The following is a 25,942-nucleotide window of genomic DNA, read 5'->3' on the forward strand; positions in this document are numbered from 1 at the left end:
AAATCGGCCCCCCGAAAGCACCGGTCGCGGGAAGGATTCTGTCAATTTCCTCACGCGGCTTCGCGCCTTGGGGCCACGCCGGTCCCAGCGTCGCGAGCGCGGTTCCCGCGCTTCAGCACGCCCTTTTTTCAGATTTCCGTGACGCGAAGGACGAGGCGGTTTCCCCGCCAGAAGGAGCTCCCGCCATGACAGCAGCGGATCCTTACCCTGGCGGGCACGGCTGGCCGGTGCCGGATTTTCCGGAACTGCGGCGCTTGCAGAGCTTTCGCTTTCCCGGCGCCGCTGCGGCGTTTCGGGCTGGGTGAAGTCCGCGCCGGCTTCGGAAACGCCGGCCTGACCGCCCTACCAAAAACCCGGTTCTGCCCGCCCTGCCCTCTGTTGAGCGGCCCAAGGCGAGGTCCATTTTGCCGTCCTGTCCTGCCTCCTTCAACAGCAGGACCTGCACAGCCTGCGTCAGGGCGGCGGGAGGGCATCGTCGAGGCGCTTACGGCCCACCTGGCCCTGGCGTAACTGCAGGACTTGACACCGGCTGCATGGCCGCCAACCGCCGGGCATGGTTCTGAGCCGTTTTCCGCTGCATCCAATCCAACTGACAATCAAAAAAACTAAGAAAATGCAGTTATTTATCGGCGTTCAGCACTGGATCCGGTTTGTTTTTCGTTAAGCTTTCGATGAAATGACTGAGCCTTAAATGACATTTTTTTTTGAGGCTTCTGATGTACCGAATTTTGGACTGTATCACGCTGCAGCACAACTATGGGCTGGTTGCGGTGGCAGCTCTCGTCTGCGTTGTCGGGGCGAGTCTTTCCGTGCGCTTGACCAGCCGGCTGAATGGCACCAGCGGGCGGCGGCGGCTGGTTCAATTGGGGTTGTCCAGCATGATTGCCGGCGCAACGATCTGGTCCACCCATTTCATCGCCATGCTGGCCTATGAGCCTGGCTTTGAAACTGGCTACGAGCCGCTGGTCACCGGGGTTTCACTGCTGATTGCCGTGCTCGGCGTGCTGATCGCAAACTCCATTCTTGCCTTTGGACAGAGAGGGTATACCGCATCTGCCGCCGGCGCGGCGTTTGGCCTCGCGGTGTCCGCCATGCATTACACCGGGATGCAAGCCTATCTGCTTCCCGGCGCCATTGAATGGGCGCCGGAATATCTGGCCGCGTCGGTCTTGGCCGGCACCGGCCTGGCAGCTTGCGGCTACCGCTTCATCGTTCGCAGTAACCGCAACCGGCGGAACTGGATCATTGCTTCGGCCCTGCTGGTCTGTGCTATCTGTGCGATGCATTTCACCGGCATGAGCGCGATCGAAGTCCGTCTCAGCCCCTTGATCCAGGTACCGCAGAAAGTCATCTCCGACACCACCATGGGCATGCTGATTTTCGGCGTCATGGGGCTCATCCTGCTGGTCGGCTTTGCGTCCGCGAGCATCGAGACCAACCTTGAAAGCGAGGCACGCGACCAGTTGGCACACGCCGCATTGCATGACCCGCTCACATCGATGCCGAACCGCATGTGGCTAACCCAGTATCTGACCGGCCTGCACCAGCGCCTGCAGGCCGACAAGACCGAGCGCGCCGCGATTCTCACCATCGACCTGAACCTGTTCAAGGAGGTTAACGACCTGCATGGGCACGCCGTCGGGGACAAGGTGCTGCAGGCCGTCGCCGGACGGTTGACCAGCCAGCAGGGTCCGAACGAGCACATCGCGCGGGTTGGCGGTGACGAATTCGTGGCGGTCAAGCAGGGCTTCCGGCGGATTGAACAGGTGCTGGCCTTTGCCGAGCGCCTCCACGCGTCCATTATCGACCCGATCGACCTCGATCATATTTCGGTGCGGGTTGGCGCAGCTATCGGCGTTGCCACCAGCCTGACGGACGGCCGCGATCCGCGGGACCTGCTGCATAAGTCCGATCTGGCGATGTACCGGGCCAAATCCGAGCCCGGCGCCAGTATCTGCCGGTTCAGCGAGGAAATGGACCGTCAGAGCCGTGACAAGCTGCAGCTTGTTCATGATCTGCGCCAAGCCGGCGCTGGCGGCCAGTTTGAACTGGCCTATCAGCTGCAGAACGACTTGAACACGCTGGATCCGCTCGGTTTCGAGGTCCTGTTGCGCTGGAACCATCCGACGCGTGGCCGCGTGTCACCGGCCGAATTCATCCCGATTGCCGAGGAGACCGGCCTGATCCGGGAAATCGGGCATTGGGTACTGAGAGCCGCCTGCACCGAGGCAGCAAGCTGGCCGCATCCCTACCAGGTGGCTGTGAACGTCGCCCCGCAGCAGCTCGTGCAGCCCTCATTTGTCGAAGATGTCATGGATATTCTGCTGGAGACCGGCCTGTCGCCCGAACGGCTGGAGCTGGAAATCACCGAATCCAGCATTATCGACGACCAGGCCCATACCCTGAAGGTGATGCATCAGCTGAAAAGCTACGGCGTCCGGATCGCGATGGACGACTTTGGCACCGGCTATTCATCGCTTGCCACCCTGCAGACCTTCCCCTTTGACAAGATCAAGATCGACCGCAGTTTCGTGCGCGGCGTCCATAAGAATGAGCAGAGCGCCGCAATCGTCCGCTCGACACTGCTGCTGGGGGCGGCCTTGAAGATACCCGTCCTTGCCGAAGGTGTGGAGGAAGAAGACGAGCTGATTTTCTTGCAGGAAGAGAAATGCACATCGGTGCAGGGGTTTTACTTTGGCCGCCCCATGAGCCAAAGCGAAATGCGGCTGATCGCGTGGCAGAACCTCGACGCCACCCAGCCCAAGCGGGCATGATGCCGGCCCAGGGCTGACAGGCGATACCGGCCTGTCTCCCGGCTGCCGGCCGCGCTTGCCGGCCGGCAGCGGCACCCGGACCATTTCCCGATCGCACCAGACCGTGAGGCCGCCAGCTGCGAACGCAAGCTTGCCCCCGACCGCGGAGCAGCGCACCTTGTTTTTACGGTTGCCCCTGATCACAGCATCAGGCTGGTTCCGGCAGGATCCGCAAAGAGAAACACCCGGGCTGCGGCCGCAAGTCCGCGCCCGGTTTACGGCAACAAGGCCAAGCGCCGCAGAAACAGCGATTTCACCTCGTCCGCCTCCACCGCCATGCAGACCTTGACCGGCGCCCGGCCGCTGTCCGCTGCAGCCAGGGTCGCACCTGAGGTTTCGCCCTCGCAGGACACCGCAAGCGGCACATTGCGCATCCCGAACAGCTCCGGGTGGGTGCAGGCGATCACCGCCGCCGGGTCATGCAGCGAACAGCCGGTCTTGCCCGCGACCTCCAGATAGAACTTGAGGTAGAAATGCGACATCTGCTGCAGCATGCCGCCCAGTTGCGGCGATTTGGCGGCGATGGCGGCAAAATCCTCCGGCCGGCACAGGATCCGGTGGGTAACGTCCAGCCCGACGAACACCACCTTGTCCCCGCCCTGGCAGACCACGTCCGCAGCATGCGGGTCATGATAGATATTAGCCTCGGCATGGCCGGTGATATTGCCGCCCTCTTCCAGCGAGCCGCCCATCACCACGATGGATTTGACGTTCCCGATGAACTCCGGGTCGCTCTGCATTGCCAGCGCGATATTGGTCAGCGGGCCGATCGGACAGACCACCAGCTCGCCCTTGTGCTCACGCGCCATGCGGCACAGGAATTCCGCGGCGTCCTCGTCCAGCGGCGCACCCTTGGGCGCTGCCGCCGGGATATCGCCAAAGCCTTCCGCGCCATGCACATGCGCCGAGGGGGTGAACGGCGGCAGCACCAGCGGCGCTGCGGCACCTGCAGCGACCGGCACATCAAGCCCGGCGGCCTCCAGCAGCCGCAGCGCATTGCGGGTAGCGGTGGCGGTGGTCACATTGCCGAAGATCGTGGTCAGCCCCAGCAGCTCAATATCCGGCGCCGCAGCGGCATAGAAGATCGCCATCGCATCGTCGATGCCCGGATCGGTGTCGATAATCAGTTTCACCATCAGCCTGTCTCCCGGGTTATCTGAACTTGTCCATCAGCTTTTCCATCGCGGAACGGGTGTCGGGCGCCGGCTCGTCTTGGACCGGTTTCTTCGCTTCCGCCTTCGGCTTGGCGGCAGAGCTGCGCGGCGGCGCGACGCGCAGCGCAACCGCATTCATGAACTTGCCGCCATCGCCCTTGGCCAATTCCGCAGCCCCGTCTGAAATGCCGCGCATCACATCGTCCAGCCAGCCCTCATCCGCCTTGGGAAAATCGCGCAGCACATAGCCCGCCACCGCGTCCTTGTGGCCCGGATGGCCGATCCCCAGCCGCACCCGCGCATAGTCGGCGCCGATATGCGAATGAATCGAGCGCAGACCGTTGTGGCCGGCATGGCCGCCGCCCTGCTTCATGCGCGCCTTGCCCGGAGCCAGGTCCAGTTCGTCATGCAGCACCACCACATCGGCCGGTGTCAGCTTGTAAAACCGCATCGCCTCGCCCACCGACTGGCCGGACAGGTTCATGAAGGTCTGCGGCTTCAGCAGCAGCACCTTCTCACCGCCGAGGCTTCCTTCGCAGATCATTGCCTGAAACTTGACCTTCCAAGGGCTGAACCCGTGGTCCGCGGCGATCCGGTCCAGCGCCATAAAGCCGATGTTGTGGCGGTTGCGCTCGTATTTCGGACCGGGATTCCCCAGCCCCACAAAGAGTTTCATAACATGCCCGTCTGCGTTGCTGTAAACCCGGGTAATGCCCTATCCGGCGCCCGGAATCCAGAGGTGCCTGCCCGCTCAGCCATAGGCCCGGTCCGCTGCAAATGGCGCCAGATCAATGTTGGGCTGCCGCCCTTCCGCCAGATCCGCGACCAGCCGCCCGGTGATGCCGCCCAGGGTCAGGCCGATATGCTGATGGCCAAAGGCATGGATCACCCGGTCCGACTGCGGGCTGCGCCCGATCACCGGCAGCGAATCCGGCATTGTCGGGCGGAACCCCAGCCATTTGCTGTCCGGTTCCGGCAGCGCCCCCAGCATCTCTGCCCCCTTTCGGGCGATATAGGCCAGCTGCCGCGGATTTGCCGGCGCGTCCAGCGCTGCAAGTTCGACCGTCCCGGTCAGCCGCAGCCCCTGCGCGTGCGGCACCGCGTAAAACCCGGCCTCGGACCAGCCCACCGGCCGGGTCACCCGCTGCGCCTGATCCCTGTACATCAGGTGATAGCCGCGCTCGGTCCCCAACGGGAGCTGCTCCGTCCCCGCCCCCTTGATCCGCCCGGAAAAGGCACCGCTGGCAATCACCGCATGGTTCGCGGTCAGGCTTTGGCCCTCCGCCTGCAGCTCCACCCCGGTGGCAGAGGCCTTTACCGCCACAACCGCCGCTGTCAGCGTTGTACCGCCCAGCGCCGTGAAGGCCTGGTGCATCCGGGTGATGAAGTCCAGCGGATCGCGCAGATGCCGGGCGGCATGGAAATGCACCGCGCGTTTGACCGGCAGCCGCAGGCCCGGCTCCATTTCCAGCGCGTCATCCGGCGCCACCTCGCGCCAGGGCACGCCCAGGCTGCGGCGGTGCTCCAGCCCCGCGGTGGCAGCCTCGGCCGCTGCTGCGGTGGACCAGACCGACAGCTGGCCGCGCTCCACCACCAGATCCTGGGCGCCTGCGGCCTCGATCAGCGGATTGATCCCGGCGTCGGCATGCGACAGCAGATCGGCCAGATGGGCAGCAATCCGGCGCGAGGGTGCTGCGCGGCAATTGGCAAGAAAGGACAGCATCCAGCGCGGATTGCACAGCGCGTGGGAAAAAGACAGCGACAGCGGGCTGTCCCTGGAGAACATCAGCTGCGGCAGGGAGGTCAGCACCGACGGGTCATTCACCGGCAGGCAGGCATAGGTCGCCAAGGTGCAGGCGTTGCCGTAACTGGTGCCGGATCCCGGCGGGTTCGGATCCGCCAGCAGCACCCGATGCCCGCGCATCTGCGCCCACAGCGCGGTGCAAACGCCCACGGCGCCCGCGCCCGCAACGGCAATATCATAATCCGCCATCTGTCTCCCTCCTGCCTCTTGACCGGAATGGGACACTGGCACGGCGGAAAGTCAATCGCGTTTGCTGCGCCGTTCAAACGCAAACGGGCCCCCGCGATGGGAGCCCGCCAACCTTACCCGGATGGGTGAGGTTCTTATTCTTCGGCAGCCACTGCTTCGGCTTCGGCTTCTTCGCCTTCGCCGTCTTCGTCATCAGACGCGGTCAGGCCGCCCGGGGAGGCGATGTTGGCGATCACGAAGTCGCGGTCGATGGTCGGCTTGGCGCCGGCCGGCAGCTCGATCGACGAAATGGTGACAACGTCACCGATGTTCAGGCCTGCCAGATCGACAACCAGCTTCTCGGGGATGTCGCCGGCGGTCACAACCAGCTCGACCTCGGGGCGGGTCACGTTCAGCATGCCGCCCTTCTTGATGCCGGGGGCGTCTTCCTCGTTGATGAACTCAACCGGGATGAACAGGTTGACTTTCGAGGTGCGGCGCAGACGCATCAGGTCGAGGTGGGTCGGCAGGTCCTTCACCACATCGCGCTGAACGTCGCGGCAGATCACCCGCACGTCTTCCTGGCCGTCAACCTTCAGGTTCCACAGGGTGGACTTGAACTGGCCCGCTTTCAGCTTTTTCAGCAGCACGTTGAACGGGATCTGGATCGCAACCGGATCCGTGTCGCCACCGTAAACAACGCCCGGTACCATGCCTGCGCGGCGCGCAGCGCGAGCGGCGCCCTTGCCCGTCCCCGCACGTACTTCGGCGACGAGATCAGGAATCTCTTTTGCCATGTCTATTCTCCAATATATCTAGGGCGGGGTGCCTCCAAGGCTGTCACCCCGCGTGAAGCCGTGCCTATAGACCGGAAACCGGAATATGGGAAGGGGCAAAGCCCCCTGCCCGGCGGCGGGGCCGCGTTATTCCTGCCAGCAGCCGCCGAAATCCTGCGGCACCAGCAGATTATGGCGCCCCAGCGCCCCGACCGAGCGTTCACCGCACAGTGCCATGGTGGTGTCCAGCTCCTTGCGAATCACCTCCAGCGCCTCGGTGACGCCTTTCTGGCCCCTCGCGCCCAGCCCATAGACAAAGGCGCGCCCGATCATGGTGCCCGTGGCGCCCAGCGCCAGCGCCTTCAGCACGTCCTGGCCGGAGCGGATGCCGCTGTCCAGATGCACCTCGACGTCTCCCCCCACCGCATCCATGATCTCCGGCAGCATCCGGATCGAGCTCAGTGCCCCGTCCAGCTGCCGCCCGCCGTGGTTCGACACGACGATGGCGTCGGCGCCAAGCTTGGCGGCCATGCGGGCATCCTCGGCGTCCAGGATGCCCTTCAGGATCACCTTGCCGCCCCACATCTCCATCAGCTTTTCAATCTTGCCCCAGTCCAGCGACGGGTCGAACTGCTCGGCCGTCCAGACGCCCAGCTGCGAGGTATCCGAGACGCCCTGCACATGGCCGACGATATTGCCGAAATTGCGCCGCTTGGCGCCCAGCATCTGCAGGCCCCAGGTCCATTTGGTCATCAGGTTGGCAATGGTTTTCGGGGTCAGCTTCGGCGGCGCGGACAGGCCGTTCTTCAGATCCTTGTGGCGCTGACCCAGGATCTGCAGGTCCAGCGTGATCACCAGCGCCGCGCATTTCGCATCCTTGGCCCGCTGGATCAGGCGGCGGATATAATCCTCGTCCTTCATGGTATAAAGCTGGAACCAGAACGGTTTGGAGGTCGCCTCCGCCACTTCCTCGATCGAGTTGATCGACATGGTCGACAGCGTGAAAGGCACACCGAACTCCTCGGCCGCCCGCGCCGCCTTGATCTCGCCGTCGGCGTGCTGCATGCCCGTCAGCCCCACCGGCGCCAGCGCCACCGGCATCGCCACGTCCTGACCGATCATCCGGCTGGCGGTCGTCCGCCCCGCCATGTCCACCGCCACCCGCTGGCGCAGGCGGATCTGCTCGAAATCCGAGGTATTCTCGCGGAAGGTCTGCTCGGTCCAGCTGCCGCTTTCGGCATAATCGTAAAACATCCGCGGCACGCGGCGTTCGTAGATGCGCTTCAGGTCGTCGATATTGGTGATCACCGGCACCGGAGTCTCTCCCGCTTTCATTTGGTAAAGTTTCTTTACCAATCAGCCCCAGAAAAGGCAACGACGCCGTTGCCGCAGGCTTGAAACGCAAAAACCGCGCCCGGAGGCGCGGTTTGTAAAGTTCGATTTGCGGTGCCGACGAGGGTCCGCCCGGCGGCACTCCGGGCAGCACCCACCCAGGGTCGGACGCTGCCCTATGCTCTGCTTGGAGAAGGCTCAGCCCCGATGCGCGCCGTCCGCCAGCGATTTCACAAAGGCCAGCACCTCTGTCGGGGATTTTTCCGCGGCAATCTGGCTGACAATCGCGCTGCCCACCACGGCGCCATCCGCGACCGAGGCGATCTTCTCCGCCTTCTCCGGCGTGTTGATGCCAAAGCCGACGATGACCGGCAGATCGGTGGCCGCCTTGATGCGGGCCACCTCGGGGCCGACGTCGCCGGCCTCGGCCTCGGCCGCGCCGGTGATGCCGGTGATCGACACGTAATAGACAAAGCCCGAGGTGTTCTGCAGCACCTTGGGCAGGCGCGCATCGTCGGTTGTCGGGGTGGCCAGCCGGATGAAGTTCAGCCCCGCTTTCTGCGCCGGGATGCACAGCTCGCCATCCTCTTCCGGCGGCAGGTCGACCACGATCAGCCCGTCGATGCCCGCGGCCTTGGCATCCTCCAGGAACTTGTCCACGCCGCGGTTGTAGATCGGGTTGTAATAGCCCATCAGCACAATCGGCGTGGTGTCATCGCCTTTGCGGAAATCGGCGGCCAGCTGCAGCGTCCGCTCCAGCGTCATACCGCCGTCCAGCGCCCGCTGCCCGGCCAGCTGAATGGTTGGCCCGTCTGCCATCGGATCGGTAAACGGCAGCCCCAGCTCGATGATGTCCACACCCGCGGCCGGCAATCCCTTCACCACCTCAAGTGAGGTTTCATAGTCCGGGTCGCCCGCCATCACATAAGTGACAAAAGCTTTCTTTCCGGCGGCTTTCAGGTCGGCGAATTTGGCATCAATGCGGGTCATGGGCGGGCCTTTTATTCAGGTTTCCGCCATGATGTGCCGAATATTGCGCGGGAAATCAATCCCGGGCCGCGTGCAGGCCCGGGAATGCACCGCTCAGCGGCCCAGCGGAATGTGCCAGCGCAGCGACAGCGAATTCACGCCCGGGTTCTGATCTGCGGTCGAGGCGTTGGATTTATGGCTGAGCGCCAGCGACACCGCCTTGCCATTGTGAAACCGTTTACCCAGCGCCAGCAGGCTGCGGATTTCAAAGCCGGAGCCCAGATCATTGCCCTGCGAGCTTTCGTGATAGGCCCCGGGCATCACGCTGGTCTCGATGAACCAGTCGTTGTTCAGGCCGATCACGCCGCTGATGCCGACACCGGCGAATACATCGCCGGCCTCCTGCACCTCCAGCGCGGCCCCGAACCGCGCCGACAGCAGCCGCCCCTCGTGGAACGGCGCGTGCAGATACTCGACCGCGAACAGCGCGCTGTCCTCGGACCCCGCACGGGAATAATTGGAATGGCCCAGCCCCAGCGTCACTTCCTGGGCTGCGGCAGGCATGGCAGTGGCAGCACAGAACGCTGCTGCCAGCAAAGCTGTCTGTTTCATTTCTTGCCCCTCGCAATTTTATTTTCTTTACCTAAGATATTTTTACTAGCTGATTTTCCTAGCCACCTCACGAAAAAGCAACTGGAAGGCTCCCTGTGCGGCAGCGCACAGAGGGCGATTGCGGCACCTCTGTCAGCCATCCTTGCCTTGCGCGCAAGCCCAATGCTGCCTAGAAGCGGCTCCCAAGTGGTATCAGGAGGCCGGTATGGGCTTTAAGATGGGAATCGTCGGCCTGCCGAATGTTGGCAAATCGACGCTGTTCAATGCGCTCACCAAAACCGCCTCGGCGCAGGCGGCCAATTTTCCGTTCTGCACGATTGAGCCCAATGTGGGCGAAGTGGGTGTGCCGGACGCGCGTCTGGACAAGCTGGCAGCAATTGCCGGCTCCAAACAGATCATTCCGACCCGGATGACATTTGTCGACATCGCCGGCCTGGTCAAAGGCGCGTCGCAGGGCGAGGGCCTGGGCAACCAATTCCTGGCCAACATCCGTGAAACCGACGCGATTGCCCATGTGCTGCGCTGTTTCGAAGATGGCGACGTGACCCATGTGGACGGCCGTGTCGACCCGGTCGCGGACGCCGAGGTGATCGAGACCGAGCTGATGCTGTCGGACCTGGAAAGCATCGAAAAACGCCGCGCCAATCTGGTGCGCAAGCTGAAGGGCAACGACAAGGAAGCCCAGCAGCAGGACCGCCTGCTGGCCGCCGCCCAGGCGATGCTGGAGGACGGCAAGCCCGCCCGCCTGGTCGAGGTGGACGCCGAGGACGCCAAGGCCTGGAAGATGCTGCAGCTGCTGACCACCAAGCCGGTGCTTTATGTCTGCAACGTGGGCGAATCCGAATCGGTCGAAGGCAATGCGCAGTCCGCCAAAGTGGCCGAAATGGCCGCGGCGCAGGGCAATTCCCATGTGATCATCTCGGCCCAGATCGAGGAAGAGATCAGCCAGTTGGAAGCGGAAGAAGCCCAGATGTTCCTGGAGGAGATGGGGCTGGCAGAGGCAGGTTTGGACCGGCTGATCCGTGCCGGTTATGAACTGCTGCATCTGGAGACCTATTTCACCGTCGGCCCGAAAGAGGCCCGCGCCTGGACCATCCGCACCGGCACCGCGGCGCCGCAGGCGGCCGGGGTGATCCATGGCGATTTCGAAAAGGGTTTCATCCGCGCCGAAACCATCGCTTATGACGACTTCATCGCCTGCAACGGCGAACAAGGCGCCAAGGAAGCCGGCAAGATGCGCGCCGAAGGCAAAAGCTATGTCGTCAAAGACGGCGACGTGCTGCACTTCCTGTTCAACACCTGAGCCGGGTTGCCAGCCTGATTTTCATCCGCCCGTCAGGTCATCTGGCGGGCGGATTGCATTTTGCGGCCTGCCGGGGCAATCCTGTGCGCGCCGGACACTTCACGCCGGAATTACCGGGACTGGCAGCGCAATCGCGCTACCATTAACCCGCATGCGATATGGACAAGGTGCAGCATGGAAAAAGATAACAGCATCAATGTTCTGGGCGGCCCGCTGGCGCCCTGCTCCACCGCGCCGGTGACCGGCTTCTTCCGTGATGGGCATTGCAACACCTGCACCGAGGATCACGGCAGCCACACGGTGTGCGTTGTGACCACCGCAGAGTTTCTGGCGTTCTCGAAATATGTCGGCAACGACCTCTCCACCCCGCGGGCCGAGTTCGGCTTTGCCGGCCTGCAGCCCGGCGACCGCTGGTGCCTGTGCGCGGCGCGGTTCCTGCAGGCGGCCGATGAGGGCTGCGCCCCCAAGGTGCATCTGGAAGCGACCCATCAGCGGGCGCTGGAGATTGTGCCGCTGAGCGTTCTGCAAAGCTACGCCGCCGACCCGGCCTGAGCGGCGCGCTGAAGGTGAAGGCCGCCAACAAGAAAGGCGCCCCGCAGGGCGCCTTTCGTATCTCGGGGATGCCGCCGTTATTCCTCGAAGCTGCGGCCTTCTTCGGTATCGGACATATCGAACCCAAGGTGCTTGGCGACGGTGAACACATCCTTGTCGCCGCGGCCGCACATGTTCATCACGATGATGTGGTCTTTGGGCAGCTTGGGCGCGATCTTCATCACATGGGCCAGCGCGTGCGACGGCTCCAGCGCCGGGATGATACCCTCGGTGCGGCAGCTGACCTGGAAGGCCTCCAGCGCTTCCTTGTCGGTGATCGAGACATATTCGGCGCGCCCCGATTCATGCAGCCAGGAATGCTCCGGGCCGATGCCGGGATAATCGAGGCCCGCGGAGATCGAATAGCCTTCCTGGATCTGGCCGTCGTCGTCCTGCAGCAGATAGGTGCGGTTGCCGTGCAGGACGCCCGGACGGCCGCCGGTCAGCGACGCGCAGTGCTGGATCCGGTCATCCACACCTTTGCCGCCGGCCTCGACCCCGATGATGTTCACCGAGGGGTCATCCAGGAAGGGGTGAAACAGGCCGATGGCGTTGGAGCCGCCGCCGATCGCGGCGATCACGGTGTCCGGCAGGCGGCCTTCGCCTTCCTGCTCGGCCAGCTGCCAGCGGACCTCCTTGCCGATGATCGACTGGAAATCGCGCACCATCGCCGGGTACGGGTGCGGGCCGGCGGCAGTGCCGATGCAATAGAAGGTGTCGCGCACATTGGTCACCCAGTCGCGCAGCGCGTCGTTCATCGCATCCTTCAGGGTGCCGCGGCCTGAGGTGACCGGGATCACTTCAGCGCCCAAGAGACGCATGCGGAACACGTTCGGCGCCTGCCGCTTCACGTCATGGGCGCCCATGTAGACGATGCATTTGAGGCCGAACTTGGCACAGACGGTGGCGGTGGCCACGCCATGCTGACCGGCGCCGGTTTCGGCAATGATCCGGGTCTTGCCCATGCGCCGCGCCAGCAGGATCTGGCCCAGCACGTTGTTCACCTTGTGGGCGCCGGTGTGGTTCAGCTCATCGCGCTTCATATAGATCTTGGCGCCGCCCAGCTCGCAGCTGAGGCGCTCGGCGTGGTACAGCGGGCTGGGGCGGCCGACGTAATGCGTCCACAGATCCTTCATCTCTGCCCAGAAGGCCGGATCATCCTTGGCCCGGTTGTATTCCTCTTCCAGGCTCAGGATCAGCGGCATCAGGGTCTCCGAGACGAAACGCCCGCCAAAGATGCCAAAACGCCCCTGTTCATCCGGACCGTTCATGAAGCTGTTGAAAAGATCGTCGGCCATGGTTCTTCCCTCTCTCGCAGCGCCCGCAATGACTATAGCGCGCCGCAGGCCGGGTAAAGAGGACTTTGGCAAGCAGGTTCATCCGGCGAAGGCCGCTGCCCTGCCGGAATTTCTGATTGCTGCTGCTTGCTGCCGGTCCTGACCATCAGGAGGATAAAGTTGGCGGCGCCGCCAATAGGCGGAGGCGGGCGGGCGCATCCGCCCGGGTGCTAAACAATGTCTCTGCACGCCCCAAGGATTGGGGCCCTGTTCCTGGATGCCGGGGGTGTCAGGCCCGGCGGTGACCGCGATCGGGGAGACTATGGCAGAGGCTGTTTAAGATGGGATGAGGGCAGCGTGCGCAAGCGGCGCAACACCCCTGATGAGGCATCCGGGGGCCACCGCTGCGCAGTGAGTACTTGTGAAAAGATGAAGCGCAGGCCTGTGCATCTTCATCTTTTCAAAAATACTCAAATCCCGCCGTCCGGCACACAGGCGGCGGCGGCGGCGCGCAGATCTCAGCCGCGGGCGGCGCGCGCGGCGCGGGTGAAGCTGCCGATCAGCGCCGCGTCTTTCTGCCCTGGCGCAGTTTCGACGCCGGAGGAGACATCTACCTGGCGGGCGCCGGTCATGCGGATCGCTTCGGCGACGTTGTCCGGGGTGAGCCCGCCGGCCAGCATCCAGGGTTTCTGCCAGTATTTGCGCCCCGCCAGCAGGCGCCAGTCAAACGCCAGGCCATTGCCGCCCGGCAGCGCCGCCTCCCTGGGGGGCTTGGCGTCGATCAGCAGCTGATCGGCCACCTGTTCATAAAGCGCAATCTGCGGAATGTCGGCGGCATCGGCGATGCCAACCGCCTTCATCACCGGCAGACCGTAGCGCGCCCGCACTTCTGCCACCCGTTGCGGGCTTTCCTTGCCGTGGAGCTGCAGCATATCAAGCGGCACCGCAGCTGTGACCGCATCAAGCTCGGCATCCGAAGCATTCACGGTCAGCGCCACCTTGCACAGGCCGGGCGGGGCCTCCAATGCCAGGGCTGCGGCCTGTTCGATGCTGACATTGCGCGGCGACTTGGGAAAAAACACAAAACCGGCATAAGCCGCCCCTGCCCCGGCCACGGCAGCAATATCCTGCGCTGCGCTGAGCCCGCAGATCTTGACCCGGATGTCTGTCATGGCGGTGTCAGCCTGCGTCTTCCAGAAGCGCCAGGACTTCGTCTTTGCCTTCGTTCTTCTGCTTTTTCAGCCTGCTCACTTCGCGGTTCAGCCTGCGCGCCTCGCGCGCCTTCTGCGCCGCTTCGCTGCGGTGCTTGTGCTCGCGCAGCCATTCCCACAGGAAGCCGATCACCAGCCCGGCGACAACCCCGCCCAGCACCACCGCAAACAGCGGCAGCGCAATGGTGTAGTTAAACCCGAAAAGCTCAGCCAGTGCCGCGGGCATCAGCTTCAGCTCGACAAAAGAGCGGTTTGCGACGGCAACCGACACCAGCACGATGGCCAGAGCCCCCAGAACCGCGTAGCGAATGTAACGCATCAGGCTTTCCCGTTCAGGCGGTCCCTCAAGAGCTTGCCAGTCTTGAAGAACGGCACATGTTTTTCTTCGACATGGACCGTTTCACCGGTGCGGGGATTGCGGCCGGTCCGCGAATCCCGCTTTTTGACCGAAAAGGCGCCGAAGCCGCGCAGTTCAACCCGGTCGCCGCGCGACATCGCATCGGTCACTTCCTCGAACACCGTGTTCACGATCCTCTCCACATCCCGCTGATACAGGTGCGGGTTTTCGTCTGCAATCATCTGAATCAACTCAGAGCGGATCATGTTCTTTTTCCTCCCAGGCTGCCGGTCTGTTCTGGCTATTATTCTGAGAGTATAGGAAAAATTCTTGCAAGGGGGAACAAAATGCCGCGCGCATGACGGGTAAATCGGCAGGAGTTCACCGGAATTTCCTCTTTGAGGCCGCCATTTCGGGGCAGCTGGCAGCCGCCGCGGCGCAGCATTGTCCGCTGCCAGTCGCGCCGCGCCAATTTGATTCGGGCCGGTAGACAGCCGCCGGAGCGCACAGGCAGCCGGGCCGCACCAAGCAGCGCGAAAGCCGTTTCGGTGCGGCCTTTCCTGCGCCGCGGCCCCTGCCGGGACCGGTCGATTCCACCCCCCCAGGCCGACAGGAAACCACGCCGTTCACCCGCCCGGCAACGCGGGATGCGGCATCTGGCCGCCCCATATGCCGCATATGAAACTTTATTTCCACGAGGTGAAATTTTTTTATTGTAAAGCGCTTCGTATCCGCCATCATTTCCTGGAACCAGGCACGAGCGAAAAACCGGCCGGTCTGGTGCGATTCGAACCGGCATGCTCTGCCCTTTGGCGGCAGCAAAAGCCGGCCTGTCAAAGCTGGTGGCAAACAACCGGCAGGAAGACAAACCAACATGGAGAAAACTAATAATGCTATTGGACGTGAGCACGATACACGCACAGCAAGTTACACTGAATTCCCTGGTACAGAATATTCTGTACGCTTCCGGGGTCGTCGGCGCCATCCTGGTCGTTGTGGGCCTGCTGCTGATCGACGCAGGCACTGCACGGCGCAGAAATCTTTTCAACTCGACGATTGAAAAGACGCTCGGGTTCTTTCTGGGGTTTGCCACCTACTACATCATCGGATTTGGCCTGTGGGCCGGGCAATATTACATCATGGAAGGCGCAACCATGATGGATTCCATCAAGGATTGGTGGCTTGGCGGCGCCCTGACCAATGCGATGGCGCATCATACGGATCCAGGAACCTTCCCGGGGCTGAACACCTTCCAGATCTTCATCTTCTTCCTGGCGGTGTTTGCCGGGATCATCAACATCCTGCTGCATTTCGCGGTGTCGGAGCGGATGAAGGCCTCGGCCTATTTCATCACCTGCATTGTCGCGACAGTGGTGTCTTCGGCCTTGAGCTGGGCCACCTGGGGGTCGGTCGGACCGCTGACCAACGCCGGATTCCATGACTTCTTCGGAGTCGGCTTTGTTTATCTTTTCCCCGCAGGCATGGCGCTGGTGTTCACCCCGAAACTGGGTGCGCGCCCCGGCATGATGGCGCCGCATCCGCGGATCTCGGCCTATCTCGCCCCCAGCATCGGCCTGTGCGCCCCCGGCCTGCTGCTGATCTTTGCAGGTCTGCCGATGGTGATCCTGTCCTGCCTGTTCTTCTTTGACCCTGAAGCGCTGGCCGTCAGCATCACCATGGCCGATACCAGTGTCGGCGTCGCGATCAACAACTACGCCCTGGTCTGGGCAGGCGGTGCGGTCACCGGCTTGTTGATCGCCTATGCAACAGGGAAATACGCCTATACCCTGCTTGGCCCGCTGGCCGGCTATGTCGCCGGGGCATCTGGCTTTGACGTCTACCTGCCCTGGCAGGCCTTTATCGTCGGGCTGGTGGCACCCTTTGCCGCTTATGCGGTCTATGAGTTCACGCTGAAGCGCGGCATCGACGAGCACAAGCTGTTCCCGCTGTTCCTGGGCTCCGGCATCCTCGGCCTGGTCATGCTGGGTCTGTTCAAGGCCGGCACCCCGCGCGGCGGCTATTTCGGGATTGAGGACGGCGCCTATGCGTTCCAGCACGGGGAAATCTCGCTGGTGATGCAACTGGCGGGCACGGCTGTCTGCATCGGCACAGGGGTTGTCACCGCACTGGTGCTGTCCTTCATTCTGGAGCGGACTGTGGGGCTGCGGGTCTCAGAGGACGACCAGATCGACGGGCTGGACGGCAAGCTGTGGGATCTGGAACCGGATGTCGTCACCCACGCGGACAGCGCGCAGCGCGTCTGATCCCGCCTGAATTACATGAAGGGGCCCCGGCAGCTGCCGGGGCCTTTTCCGTTGGCGGTCCTGAAGATGGCGGAATCTGCTATACTCGGCCGCATCAACAGAGCGGAGACCAGCATGCTGTACCCGCTTGCCACGCTTGAGGCTGAGAAACTGAGGGCGCTCAAGAACCTCGAAAAAGACATCGGCAGCCCGGTGGTGGCGCTGGCCGGCGTTGAGGCAAATACCGCTGCCCTGCCCGAAGACCAGCTGAAGAAACTACAAGAGCTGGAAAAGGAGCTAGGCGTCGTGCAGGTGGCGGTGCGGCCGCACTAGGGGCGGCCTCGGTGGCAGAAGCGGTGGCTGCCCCAGTCCTTTGTGCGGGCGGGACGGACATCCGCGCGGACCAGTATTCGAACCTGGTTCCGCCTGGGCTACAAGTAGAACTATTCGGCCAAATCAGCCAAATGCCCGGCTTTGTGATATCCTGAAAAACGCAGCATGCGCTCGTCTAGGCTTGCACTGCAAAGGGGGCAAAAGATGGTTTCGCGGCTTTTACTGATCTTCACGCTGCTTTCGACAGCCGGTCAGGCGCTGGCTCTTGACTGCGGCGGCAAGCGCCAGCCCTGCAGGACAGAATCCGGAGAATACCACATTGCTGTTCCTGATGGGTGGCAAGGCGGACCGGCAGTCATGCATCTTCACGGTTACGGCAGCAGCGGCGCCAAAATCATCGGCAGGGATGGTTTCGTGAAGGGTTTCACAGAACGCGGATACGCTTTGATTGCGCCCACGGCATTGCCCTGGGGCGAGGGCAAACCAAACGACTGGGCGGTGCGTGACGGGTGGCAGATATATCCCCGGCGCGATACGCTATTTCTGAGAGAGGTGCTGGAAGATGCCGCAGAACGGGCGAGCGTAGATCCAAACCGTTTGATGCTGACCGGTTTTTCCCGCGGCGGCTCGATGGTTTGGGACATGGCCTGCCATGCTCCTGACTTTGCACTTGCATATTCACCGGCGGCAGGTGGATTCTGGCAGCCGATGCCCAGTGAATGCAGAGGTCCCGCGAATATTCTGCACATCCATGGATTTGCCGATCCGGTGGTGCCTATGGAAGGCCGGACGTGGCGCAATGACGAGTATCAATTTACGCTCAACCAAGCCGATATCTGGGAAGGCTTGAGACTCTGGCGGCAAGAGAACCAATGCCCAAGAAACGCTGCAGAACATGAAATCTCCGACGGTCTCTGGCGTAAACGCTGGGCATGCGAAAAGGCTGCTCTCGAACTTATCCTGCACAAGGGAAAGCACGGATTGCCCCCGGGATGGACGGCCACTGTTCTCGACTGGTTTGATGGCCTGAACCACTGAACATACCGCGGTTTTGCTGTCGCGAATGGAGGGCTGCTTTCTACGGCAGACAAGCGAGCAGATTCAAGAACGGGTTTGAGGGGGAAATGCCGGGTGCGGGTCAAGATCCGTCCTTCCCCCCCCAAAAAAAGCCCCGCAGAAATCTGCGGGGCTTTCCATTTTTTTCGCCGTGAGGCCGGAGACGATTAGTCGCCCGACTTCAGCGCTGCACCCAGGATGTCGCCCAGCGAAGCGCCGGAGTCCGAGGAGCCATACTGTTCCACAGCTTCTTTTTCTTCCGCGATCTCGCGTGCCTTGATCGACAGGCCCAGACGGCGGGTCTTGGAGTCGACGTTGGTGACGCGCACGTCGACCTTGTCGCCAACCGAGAAACGCTCGGGGCGCTGATCGGCACGGTCGCGGGCCAGGTCGGAGCGGCGGATGAAGGACTTCATGCCCTCGTATTCCACTTCGATGCCGCCGTCTTCGATCGCAGTCACGTTCACGGTCACGATCGAGCCGCGCTTCACGCCGCCAACCGCTTCTGCGAACTTGTCGCCGCCCAGAGCTTTGATCGACAGCGAGATACGCTCTTTGTCGACGTCCACTTCGGAAACAACGGCCGAAACCATGTCGCCCTTGCGGTAGTTCTGGATCGCATCTTCGCCGCGCTCGTCCCAGGACAGGTCGGAGAGGTGAACCATGCCATCGATGTCGCCGTCGAGGCCGATGAACAGACCGAACTCGGTGATGTTCTTGACTTCGCCTTCGACCTCGGTGCCTTCCGGGTTGGCTTCGGAGAAGACTTCCCACGGGTTGCGCATGGTCTGCTTGAGGCCCAGGGAAACGCGGCGCTTGGCACCGTCGATTTCCAGAACCATGACGTCGACTTCCTGCGAAGTGGAGACGATCTTGCCCGGGTGGACGTTTTTCTTGGTCCAGGACATCTCGGAGACGTGGACCAGACCTTCGACGCCCGGCTCCAGCTCAACAAATGCACCGTAATCGGTGATGTTGGTGACGCGGCCCTTGTGGACCGAGGACAGCGGGTACTTGGCGCCAACCAGATCCCACGGGTCTTCCTGCAGCTGCTTCATGCCGAGGGAGATACGGTGGGTCTCTTTGTTGATCTTGATGACCTGAACCTTGACGGTTTCGCCGATCGACAGGATCTCGGAGGGGTGGTTCACACGGCGCCATGCCATGTCGGTGACGTGCAGCAGGCCGTCAACGCCGCCGAGGTCAACAAACGCACCGTATTCGGTGATGTTCTTGACCACACCGTCTACCGCTTGGCCTTCGGTCAGGTTGCCGATGACTTCGGCACGCTGTTCGGCACGCGATTCTTCCAGGATGGCACGGCGCGAGACAACGATGTTGCCGCGGCGGCGGTCCATTTTCAGGATCTGGAACGGCTGCTTCAGACCCATCAGCGGGCCGGCGTCGCGCACCGGGCGCACGTCAACCTGCGAACCGGGCAGGAACGCAACAGCGCCGCCCAGATCGACGGTGAAGCCGCCCTTGACGCGGCCGAAGATAGCGCCTTCGACGCGCTGGTCGTCGGCATATGCTTTTTCCAGGCGGTCCCAGGCTTCTTCACGGCGGGCCATCTCACGCGAGATGACGGCTTCGCCGCGGGCATTTTCAGCCGAGCGCAGGAAGACTTCGACTTCGTCGCCGACAGCGATTTCAGCAGCTTCGCCGGGATTTGCGAATTCTTTCAGATCAACGCGGCCTTCCATTTTGTAGCCGACGTCGATGATGGCCTGACCGGCTTCGATTGCCAGTACTTTGCCTTTGACAACCGAACCCTCGTCCGGCGTGTCCATTTCGAAGCTTTCGTTCAGGAGGGCTTCGAAGTCCTCCATTGATACGTTTTGAGCCATGAGGTCTCAGATTTCCTTTTCATATGGTTTTTCTGGCCATGCGGTTGTCTCCGCCGGTCTTGGTTCAGCCGCACTGGACGTGGCCCGGATCACATCTGATCAAACAAACACAAAGGGCCGAGGTGTGCCTCAGCCCTGCTCAGATGTGTCATCCGGACGTTGACCGCCCTTGTACCGACAGCGCGCGTATAGGCGGATTCCCGGTTACGTGCAAGGGGGAAGGCCTGCGGAGCTTGGCGGCCTGCATGAGGCCGTCAGCCAAAACCGGGCAGCCCGCCGGGAAGATCCAGGCTCAAGACCCATTGGCCTCCGACCTGTGGCGTGAGGCAGCGGATCCGGCCGTACCGGCTGCACGGGTTATAGCGCTTTCCCGCCCGGATATTATGTGTATATATATAGCCATTAAAATTCTTTAATTGAGTTGGGAATCCGGATGCCAGCCCCCCGCGCGAACATGAGCTACAGGGATATCAAGCAGGTCGTTCTGGACCGGATCCAGAACCGGATCTGGGCACCGGACAGCCTGCTGCCCAGTGAAACTGAACTGGCTGTTGAATTCTCGAGCACGCGCACCACCGTGAACCGGGCGCTGCGGGAACTGGCTGAAGAAGGCTATCTGGAACGCAAGCGGAAAGCCGGGACACGGGTTTTGAATTCACCAGTTCGCAAAGCCCAGTTTTCAATCCCCCTGGTGCGGGATGAAATCGCCGAGACCGGCGCCGCTTACCGGTATTCCTTGGTTGAGAGCCGTATCATGCTGGCCCCGGCGTGGCTGTCATCCCGGCTTGACATCCTTCCCAAGCAGGAGGTTCTGCACCTCAGATGCATGCATTATGCCGACAATTCGCCGTTCCAATACGAAGTGCGCTGGGTTGTAACTGAGAGCATACCCGAGGTTCTGGACGCGGATTTCACTGAATCCGGGCCGAATGACTGGCTGGTGCAAAAAGTCCCCTTCACAAATCTTGAACTGAGCTTCATGGCGACAAAGGCCGATCAGACAGTGTCAGAGTTTCTGGACGCCCCTTTGGGCGACCCGGTGTTCACTGCGGAACGGATTACCTGGCTGCGCAACAAGCCCGTAACGCTGGCAAAGCTGTTTTTCGCTCCCGGTTATAAAATGACAACGCATCTGTGAGTTGAGCCTTGGCTCGCCGCGATGCTGGCGCCGGGCCGGCGGTTTCCCTGCCCGGCAGGCGATGACATTGCGCTGAGGCAGGGTCGGCCAACAGGCGGTGCTTGGGCGACAGCAGCATCAGCCGCTTCGGAGACAGCAGGCTGCCAGGGCGGGCGCAATGCCAGCTCTGCCGGGCCCAGAGTGCGTTTAGAAACCCAAATCACCGGCTGAAACCCGTTGCCGGCGGTTTACAGCATGTCTCCGAACCGGATCCGGCCCGCGGGCACTGCGCAGCGCCTGGTGGCGAGAAGAACACCCCGAGTGAAACAGGGGATGCCTGCAGGGACGCTCTGGTCGGTGGTTGTGATCCGGGACGGGGCCGCCGGTCAGGGTGTCCGCGCCGGTGGTGCCATCGCCGGCTGCGATCGTGCCGCCGCCGGTGGTGCCCTCCATGTTGTCAGCGGCAGCCGCACCGGTTCTGGAAGCTGCAAGGTTAGCGGTGCCGAATGCCGGTGATGCGATGCACTAAGCAGGGTGTAAAATTTTCGCGCGTCAATTATTATGGCCGGAACCTTCAGGCACGGTCACATTGGCCTTGTCCTACCACTGCAGACAAAGTGAGAACCTTCATGGGTGACAAAAAGATCAGGAACATGGAGGAATTCGCAGCAGTCAGCGGCCTTTCACGCCCGACGCTGTCGAAATACTTCAACGACCCATCCAGCGTCAGGGCATCAACCCGGAAGCGGATCGAAGATGTGCTGGACCATTATGACTACCGGCCCAATCTCTATGCGATCAATCAGAACCGCCGGCTGACCAAGAATATCGGAATCGTGGTGCCCTATCTGGCCGACCCTTTCTTTGCCGAAATTGCCCGCAAAATCGAAGAGCATATTCTGAGAACCGGATACCGCCCGGTTCTGCTGGGTTCCCACGGCAACCCTGATCAGGAGATCGAAAACCTTGAAAACCTGCGGCTGCTTAAACCTGCCGGGGTTCTGCTGGCCCCCTTGGGGCGGGCGTCGCATCAGGCACGCATCGCCGCCTTCTGCGACGAGGTTCCAACGGTGATGTTTGATGCCAGCATCGGCGCTGCAGGACAGGCGTTCATTGGCTCAAACAACTATCAAAGCATCGGACTTATTGCCGACTACCTTTGCCGGACAGGGGAGCCTCCGGCCTTTTTCGAAATGAAGAATCCGGCAAACCCGAACGCCCATAAACGGCGCAATGCTTATCTCGCGGCTATGGAGCGGCTAGGACACAACCCGCATCTGATCCAAGCTGAAGGGGAAGGCTGGGAGTTTGAGGAGATCGGCTTCCGGGAGGGCACCCGGGTGGTGCGCGACCGCAACCTGCCGACCAATACGATCCTGTGCAGCAATGACCGTCTGGCGATCGGCTTGATGTCGGCCGCCTATGAGGCCGGGATTCGGATTGGTCTGGGTGCTGACTGCGGGATGCGGGTCGCCGGGCATGATGATCATCCCTTCTCCCGCTATACCTGCCCGACTTTGACGACGGTTTCACAGGATTACGAGGCCATCGCCAGGCAAAGCGCAGCGTCCCTGATGGACCTTATCGAGGCGGAAAACCCGCCTGATTCGCGGCAAGAGATTCTGTTTGATGGCCGGCTGGTCATGCGCGGGTCCGCATAACCTGCTGATTTTCCGGCAGACCGCCCAAACTTTACGCGCGTAAAGTTAAAATTGACAGCGCAGCGGCGGCGCCGTTAATCTTGGAGGCGACATCTAATCAGGGAGGTAGAAGATGTTTGCTAAGTACGCCATTGGTACGGCAACAGCCATTTCACTGCTCGCAGCGGGCAGTGCTTCTGCCGAGACCATCACCATTGCAACTGTGAACAACGGCGACATGATCCGCATGCAGGGTCTGACAGACGATTTCACCGCCAAGACCGGCCATGAGGTCGAATGGGTGACCCTGGAGGAAAACGTGCTGCGCCAGCGGGTGACAACTGACATCACCACCAAGGGCGGCCAGTTCGACATCATGACCATCGGCATGTACGAAACCCCGATTTGGGGCAGCAACGGCTGGCTGGTGCCGCTGGATGATCTGCCGCCCGAATATGACGCCGATGACATCCTGCCCGCCATGCGCGGCGGTCTTAGCGTGGATGGCACGCTGTATGCGGCGCCATTCTATGGCGAAAGCTCGATGATCATGTACCGGACCGACCTGATGGAGCAGGCGGGGCTTGAGATGCCCGATGCGCCGACATGGGATTTTGTCGCCGAAGCTGCCCGCGCCATGACAGACAAGGACGCCGGCATCTATGGCATCTGCCTGCGCGGCAAGGCCGGCTGGGGCGAAAACATGGCCTTTTTGACCGCGACAGCCAATGCCTTTGGCGCGCGCTGGTTCGATGAAAACTGGCAGCCGCAGTTCGATCAGCCAGAGTGGAAGGAGACCCTGGAGTTCTATGTGAACCTGATGAACGACGCCGGCCCTCCGGGCGCGTCGAACAATGGCTTCAACGAGAACCTGTCGCTGTTCCAGCAGGGCAAATGCGGCATGTGGATCGACGCCACTGTGGCGGCGTCCTTCGTGACCAGCCCGGACGATTCCACCGTGGCTGACAAGGTGGGCTTTGCGCTGGCACCCGATACCGGCAAGGGCAAGCGCGGCAACTGGCTTTGGGCCTGGGCGCTGGGAATTCCCGCCGGCACCCAGAAAGCAGACGCCGCCAAGGAGTTCATTCAATGGGCCACCTCCAAGGAATACATCGAACTGGTTGCCGAAAAAGATGGCTGGGCCAATGTGCCGCCGGGTGCGCGTACCTCGCTCTATGAGAACCCCAACTACCAGGAGGTTCCCTTTGCCCGGATGACGCTGGAAAGCATCCAGTCGGCTGATCCGACAAACCCCACAGTGGATCCGGTGCCTTATGTCGGTGTGCAATTTGCAGCAATCCCCGAATTTGCCGGAATTGCAGGTCAGGTCGGCCAGGAATTCGCCGCCGCGCTGGCCGGCCAGCAGAGCGTCGAAGAAGCGCTGGAGAAGGCCCAGGCACTGACCACTGACGAGATGGAAGCCGCAGGCTACTGATCTTCGGTACGAACTTCAGAGGGCGGCCCGATTGCCGCCCACTGACCCCGGCGGTCCCCCACTGCGCATAATCGTCCAAGGCGGCCCGCGTGCCGTCATCGGAGGAGGTACACAGAATGGCAACGCAACACCCCCAATCCGCGGAGCGTCTGGCAATGGCCAAAGCCGCGCCCACCTCGGCAGGCGAGCCAGCCGCAGAGGGGCACCAGGGCGGCACCAAACACGCCCGCACCGCAGCCCGCCTGATGATGGCACCCGCCGTCATCCTGCTGCTGGGCTGGATGCTGGTGCCGCTGACGATGACGCTCTACTTCTCGTTCAAAAAATTCCTGCCGCTGCGGGGCGGCGATCTGGGCTGGGCCGGTTTCGACAACTATGTCCGTTTCGTGTCCTCCAGCGCCTTCTGGCCCAGTGTGCAGGCGACATTGGTGATTGTTGGCGGCGTCCTGCTGATCACCGTGGTGCTGGGGGTGATGCTCGCAATCCTGCTCAACCAGCCAATGTGGGGCCGGGGCATAGTCCGCATCCTGGTGATCGCGCCCTTCTTCGTCATGCCCACCGTGTCCGCGCTGGTCTGGAAGAACATGTTCATGGACCCTGTGAACGGCTTGCTGGCCCATGTGTGGCGGGCCTTTGGCGCCGAGCCTCTGGTCTGGCTGACCGAGGCCTCGACCCAGTCCATCATCCTGATTGTCAGTTGGCAATGGCTGCCTTTTGCGACGCTGATCCTGCTGACAGCCATCCAGTCTTTGGACCGTGAACAGCTGGAAGCCGCGGAAATGGACGGCGCGCCGCCGGTGAAACGCTTTGCCTATATCACCCTGCCGCATCTGTCGCGGGCCATCACCGTGGTGGTGCTGATTCAAACGATCTTCCTGCTGTCGATATTTGCTGAAATCTTTGTCACCACCCAGGGCGCTTTTGGCACCAAGACCCTGACCTATCTGATCTTCCAGCGGGTGCTGGAAAGCCAGAACATCGGCCTGGGTTCAGCCGGAGGGGTCTATGCCATCATCCTCGCCAACATTGTTGCCATCTTCCTGATGCGCATCGTCGGCAAGAACCTGGACGCGTAAGGAGGCCCGCATGGCACGTGCAATTACATCGCAACGCAAAACCCTGAATACTGCCCTGGCCTGGGGTGTGGGCCTGCTGATCTTCTTTCCGATCCTCTGGACCATCCTGACCAGCTTCAAGACCGAGGCCCAGGCCATCGCCGATCCGCCCGTGTTCCTGTTTTTCGACTGGACGCTGGAAAACTACTCGGTGGTGCAGGAACGGTCCAACTATGGCCGGTTTCTGTGGAATTCGATCATCATTGCCGGCGGCTCCACCATCCTCGGCATCCTCATCGCGGTGCCCGCCGCCTGGTCGATGGCCTTTGTGCCCTCCAAACGGACCAAGGACATCCTGTTGTGGATGCTTTCCACCAAGATGCTGCCCGCGGTCGGCGTACTGTATCCGATCTACCTGATCTTCATTAAAATGGGGCTGTTGGACACCAAGGCCGGACTGGTCATCGTGCTGATGCTGATCAACCTGCCGATCATCGTCTGGATGCTTTATACCTACTTCAAGGAAATCCCCGGTGAGATCCTGGAGGCCGCCCGGATGGACGGCGCGAGCCTGCGCGAAGAGGTCCTGTACATCCTGACCCCGATGGCCATTCCCGGCATCGCCTCGACGCTTCTTCTGAACGTGATCCTGGCCTGGAACGAGGCGTTCTGGACGCTCAACCTGACCGCCGCCAAGGCGGCGCCGCTCACCGCCTTCATCGCCAGCTACTCCAGCCCGGAAGGCCTGTTTTACGCCAAGCTGAGCGCGGCCTCGACCATGGCCATCGCCCCGATCCTGATCCTCGGCTGGTTCAGCCAGAAACAACTTGTCAGCGGTCTGACCTTCGGCGCTGTGAAATAAGGAGACA

23 protein-coding genes are annotated in these 25,942 nt (G+C 62.1%); 11 read left to right on the plus strand and 12 right to left on the minus strand.

From position 1 onward, the window contains the following. The first annotated feature begins 716 nt into the window (after positions 1-716). Complete coding sequence (locus AC0KW6_RS14910; RefSeq protein WP_474035296.1) at positions 717-2,774, plus strand: putative bifunctional diguanylate cyclase/phosphodiesterase; 2,058 nt, start codon at positions 717-719, stop codon at positions 2,772-2,774. 254 nt (positions 2,775-3,028) lie between these two features. Here AC0KW6_RS14910 and AC0KW6_RS14915 read toward each other — a convergent pair whose 3' ends face one another. The 7 genes from AC0KW6_RS14915 to AC0KW6_RS14945 form a co-directional block, all read right to left on the minus strand. Next, positions 3,029-3,949, minus strand: coding sequence for a nucleoside hydrolase (locus tag AC0KW6_RS14915; RefSeq protein ID WP_323778032.1), 921 nt, complete (start codon positions 3,947-3,949; stop codon positions 3,029-3,031). A gap of 16 nt (positions 3,950-3,965) precedes the next feature. Beyond that, entirely contained in the window at positions 3,966-4,643 is a 678-nt protein-coding gene (gene pth, locus AC0KW6_RS14920) for an aminoacyl-tRNA hydrolase (protein WP_323778035.1), read from the minus strand. Between the two features lie 75 nt (positions 4,644-4,718). Next, a complete protein-coding gene (locus AC0KW6_RS14925) occupies positions 4,719-5,960 on the minus strand; it encodes an NAD(P)/FAD-dependent oxidoreductase (protein WP_474035297.1) in 1,242 nt (413 codons plus the stop codon). A gap of 134 nt (positions 5,961-6,094) precedes the next feature. Then, positions 6,095-6,736, minus strand: a complete 642-nt coding sequence (locus tag AC0KW6_RS14930; protein WP_474035298.1) for a 50S ribosomal protein L25/general stress protein Ctc — start codon at positions 6,734-6,736, stop codon at positions 6,095-6,097. A gap of 126 nt (positions 6,737-6,862) precedes the next feature. Further along, positions 6,863-8,029, minus strand: a complete 1,167-nt coding sequence (locus AC0KW6_RS14935; protein ID WP_323778059.1) for an alpha-hydroxy acid oxidase — start codon at positions 8,027-8,029, stop codon at positions 6,863-6,865. Positions 8,030-8,245: 216 nt separating this feature from the next. Further along, on the minus strand, positions 8,246-9,037 hold the full coding sequence (trpA, locus tag AC0KW6_RS14940; RefSeq protein ID WP_323778040.1) for a tryptophan synthase subunit alpha: 792 nt from the start codon (positions 9,035-9,037) through the stop codon (positions 8,246-8,248). A 93-nt stretch (positions 9,038-9,130) separates the two neighbouring features. Then, positions 9,131-9,628 carry an acyloxyacyl hydrolase gene (locus AC0KW6_RS14945; protein WP_323778042.1) on the minus strand — a complete coding sequence of 166 codons (498 nt, stop codon included), beginning with the start codon at positions 9,626-9,628 and terminating at the stop codon, positions 9,131-9,133. A 205-nt stretch (positions 9,629-9,833) separates the two neighbouring features. Here AC0KW6_RS14945 and ychF point away from each other — a divergent pair, with 205 nt between their 5' ends. Together ychF and AC0KW6_RS14955 are read left to right on the plus strand one after the other, a co-directional pair. Then, entirely contained in the window at positions 9,834-10,931 is a 1,098-nt protein-coding gene (gene ychF / locus AC0KW6_RS14950) for a redox-regulated ATPase YchF (RefSeq protein ID WP_323778044.1), read from the plus strand. A gap of 174 nt (positions 10,932-11,105) precedes the next feature. After that, on the plus strand, positions 11,106-11,483 hold the full coding sequence (locus tag AC0KW6_RS14955) for a DUF2237 family protein (protein WP_323778045.1): 378 nt from the start codon (positions 11,106-11,108) through the stop codon (positions 11,481-11,483). 77 nt (positions 11,484-11,560) lie between these two features. Here the strand turns inward: AC0KW6_RS14955 and trpB are convergent, their stop codons facing one another. From trpB to ihfB, 4 genes are all read right to left on the minus strand, one after another. Next, positions 11,561-12,820, minus strand: a complete 1,260-nt coding sequence (gene trpB / locus AC0KW6_RS14960) for a tryptophan synthase subunit beta (protein WP_323778046.1) — start codon at positions 12,818-12,820, stop codon at positions 11,561-11,563. 497 nt (positions 12,821-13,317) lie between these two features. Next, complete coding sequence (locus tag AC0KW6_RS14965) at positions 13,318-13,971, minus strand: phosphoribosylanthranilate isomerase (RefSeq protein ID WP_323778048.1); 654 nt, start codon at positions 13,969-13,971, stop codon at positions 13,318-13,320. Between the two features lie 7 nt (positions 13,972-13,978). Next, the gene (locus AC0KW6_RS14970; protein WP_323778049.1) at positions 13,979-14,329 is read right to left on the minus strand and encodes a LapA family protein; all 351 of its coding nucleotides are present in this window, start codon (positions 14,327-14,329) and stop codon (positions 13,979-13,981) included. Further along, complete coding sequence (gene ihfB / locus AC0KW6_RS14975; RefSeq protein WP_024091416.1) at positions 14,329-14,613, minus strand: integration host factor subunit beta; 285 nt, start codon at positions 14,611-14,613, stop codon at positions 14,329-14,331. Before ihfB ends, AC0KW6_RS14970 begins: the two co-directional genes overlap by 1 nt. Before the next feature lie 636 nt (positions 14,614-15,249). On the opposite strand from ihfB, the gene AC0KW6_RS14980 reads away from it, so the two are divergent. The 3 genes from AC0KW6_RS14980 to AC0KW6_RS14990 all read left to right on the plus strand — a co-directional run bounded on the left by AC0KW6_RS14980 (position 15,250) and on the right by AC0KW6_RS14990 (position 17,961). Next, positions 15,250-16,611, plus strand: coding sequence for an ammonium transporter family protein (locus tag AC0KW6_RS14980; protein ID WP_323778053.1), 1,362 nt, complete (start codon positions 15,250-15,252; stop codon positions 16,609-16,611). 114 nt (positions 16,612-16,725) lie between these two features. Further along, positions 16,726-16,923, plus strand: coding sequence for a hypothetical protein (locus AC0KW6_RS14985; RefSeq protein WP_474035299.1), 198 nt, complete (start codon positions 16,726-16,728; stop codon positions 16,921-16,923). Positions 16,924-17,127: 204 nt separating this feature from the next. After that, positions 17,128-17,961, plus strand: a complete 834-nt coding sequence (locus AC0KW6_RS14990) for a CE1 family esterase (protein WP_474035300.1) — start codon at positions 17,128-17,130, stop codon at positions 17,959-17,961. 185 nt (positions 17,962-18,146) lie between these two features. Here the strand turns inward: AC0KW6_RS14990 and rpsA are convergent, their stop codons facing one another. Next, positions 18,147-19,826, minus strand: a complete 1,680-nt coding sequence (gene rpsA, locus AC0KW6_RS14995; RefSeq protein ID WP_323783599.1) for a 30S ribosomal protein S1 — start codon at positions 19,824-19,826, stop codon at positions 18,147-18,149. A gap of 454 nt (positions 19,827-20,280) precedes the next feature. Between rpsA and AC0KW6_RS15000 the strand changes: the two genes are divergently transcribed. From AC0KW6_RS15000 to AC0KW6_RS15020, 5 genes are all read left to right on the plus strand, one after another. After that, on the plus strand, positions 20,281-20,964 hold the full coding sequence (locus AC0KW6_RS15000) for a GntR family transcriptional regulator (protein ID WP_474035301.1): 684 nt from the start codon (positions 20,281-20,283) through the stop codon (positions 20,962-20,964). A gap of 608 nt (positions 20,965-21,572) precedes the next feature. Continuing rightward, positions 21,573-22,604, plus strand: a complete 1,032-nt coding sequence (locus AC0KW6_RS15005; RefSeq protein ID WP_474035302.1) for a LacI family DNA-binding transcriptional regulator — start codon at positions 21,573-21,575, stop codon at positions 22,602-22,604. 112 nt (positions 22,605-22,716) lie between these two features. After that, positions 22,717-24,018 carry an ABC transporter substrate-binding protein gene (locus AC0KW6_RS15010; RefSeq protein WP_474035303.1) on the plus strand — a complete coding sequence of 434 codons (1,302 nt, stop codon included), beginning with the start codon at positions 22,717-22,719 and terminating at the stop codon, positions 24,016-24,018. 245 nt (positions 24,019-24,263) lie between these two features. Continuing rightward, complete coding sequence (locus tag AC0KW6_RS15015) at positions 24,264-25,094, plus strand: carbohydrate ABC transporter permease (RefSeq protein ID WP_323776957.1); 831 nt, start codon at positions 24,264-24,266, stop codon at positions 25,092-25,094. 10 nt (positions 25,095-25,104) lie between these two features. Beyond that, complete coding sequence (locus tag AC0KW6_RS15020) at positions 25,105-25,935, plus strand: carbohydrate ABC transporter permease (RefSeq protein WP_474035304.1); 831 nt, start codon at positions 25,105-25,107, stop codon at positions 25,933-25,935. Positions 25,936-25,942 lie beyond the last annotated feature (7 nt).

It is taken from the genome of Leisingera sp. SA215, assembly GCF_055902035.1.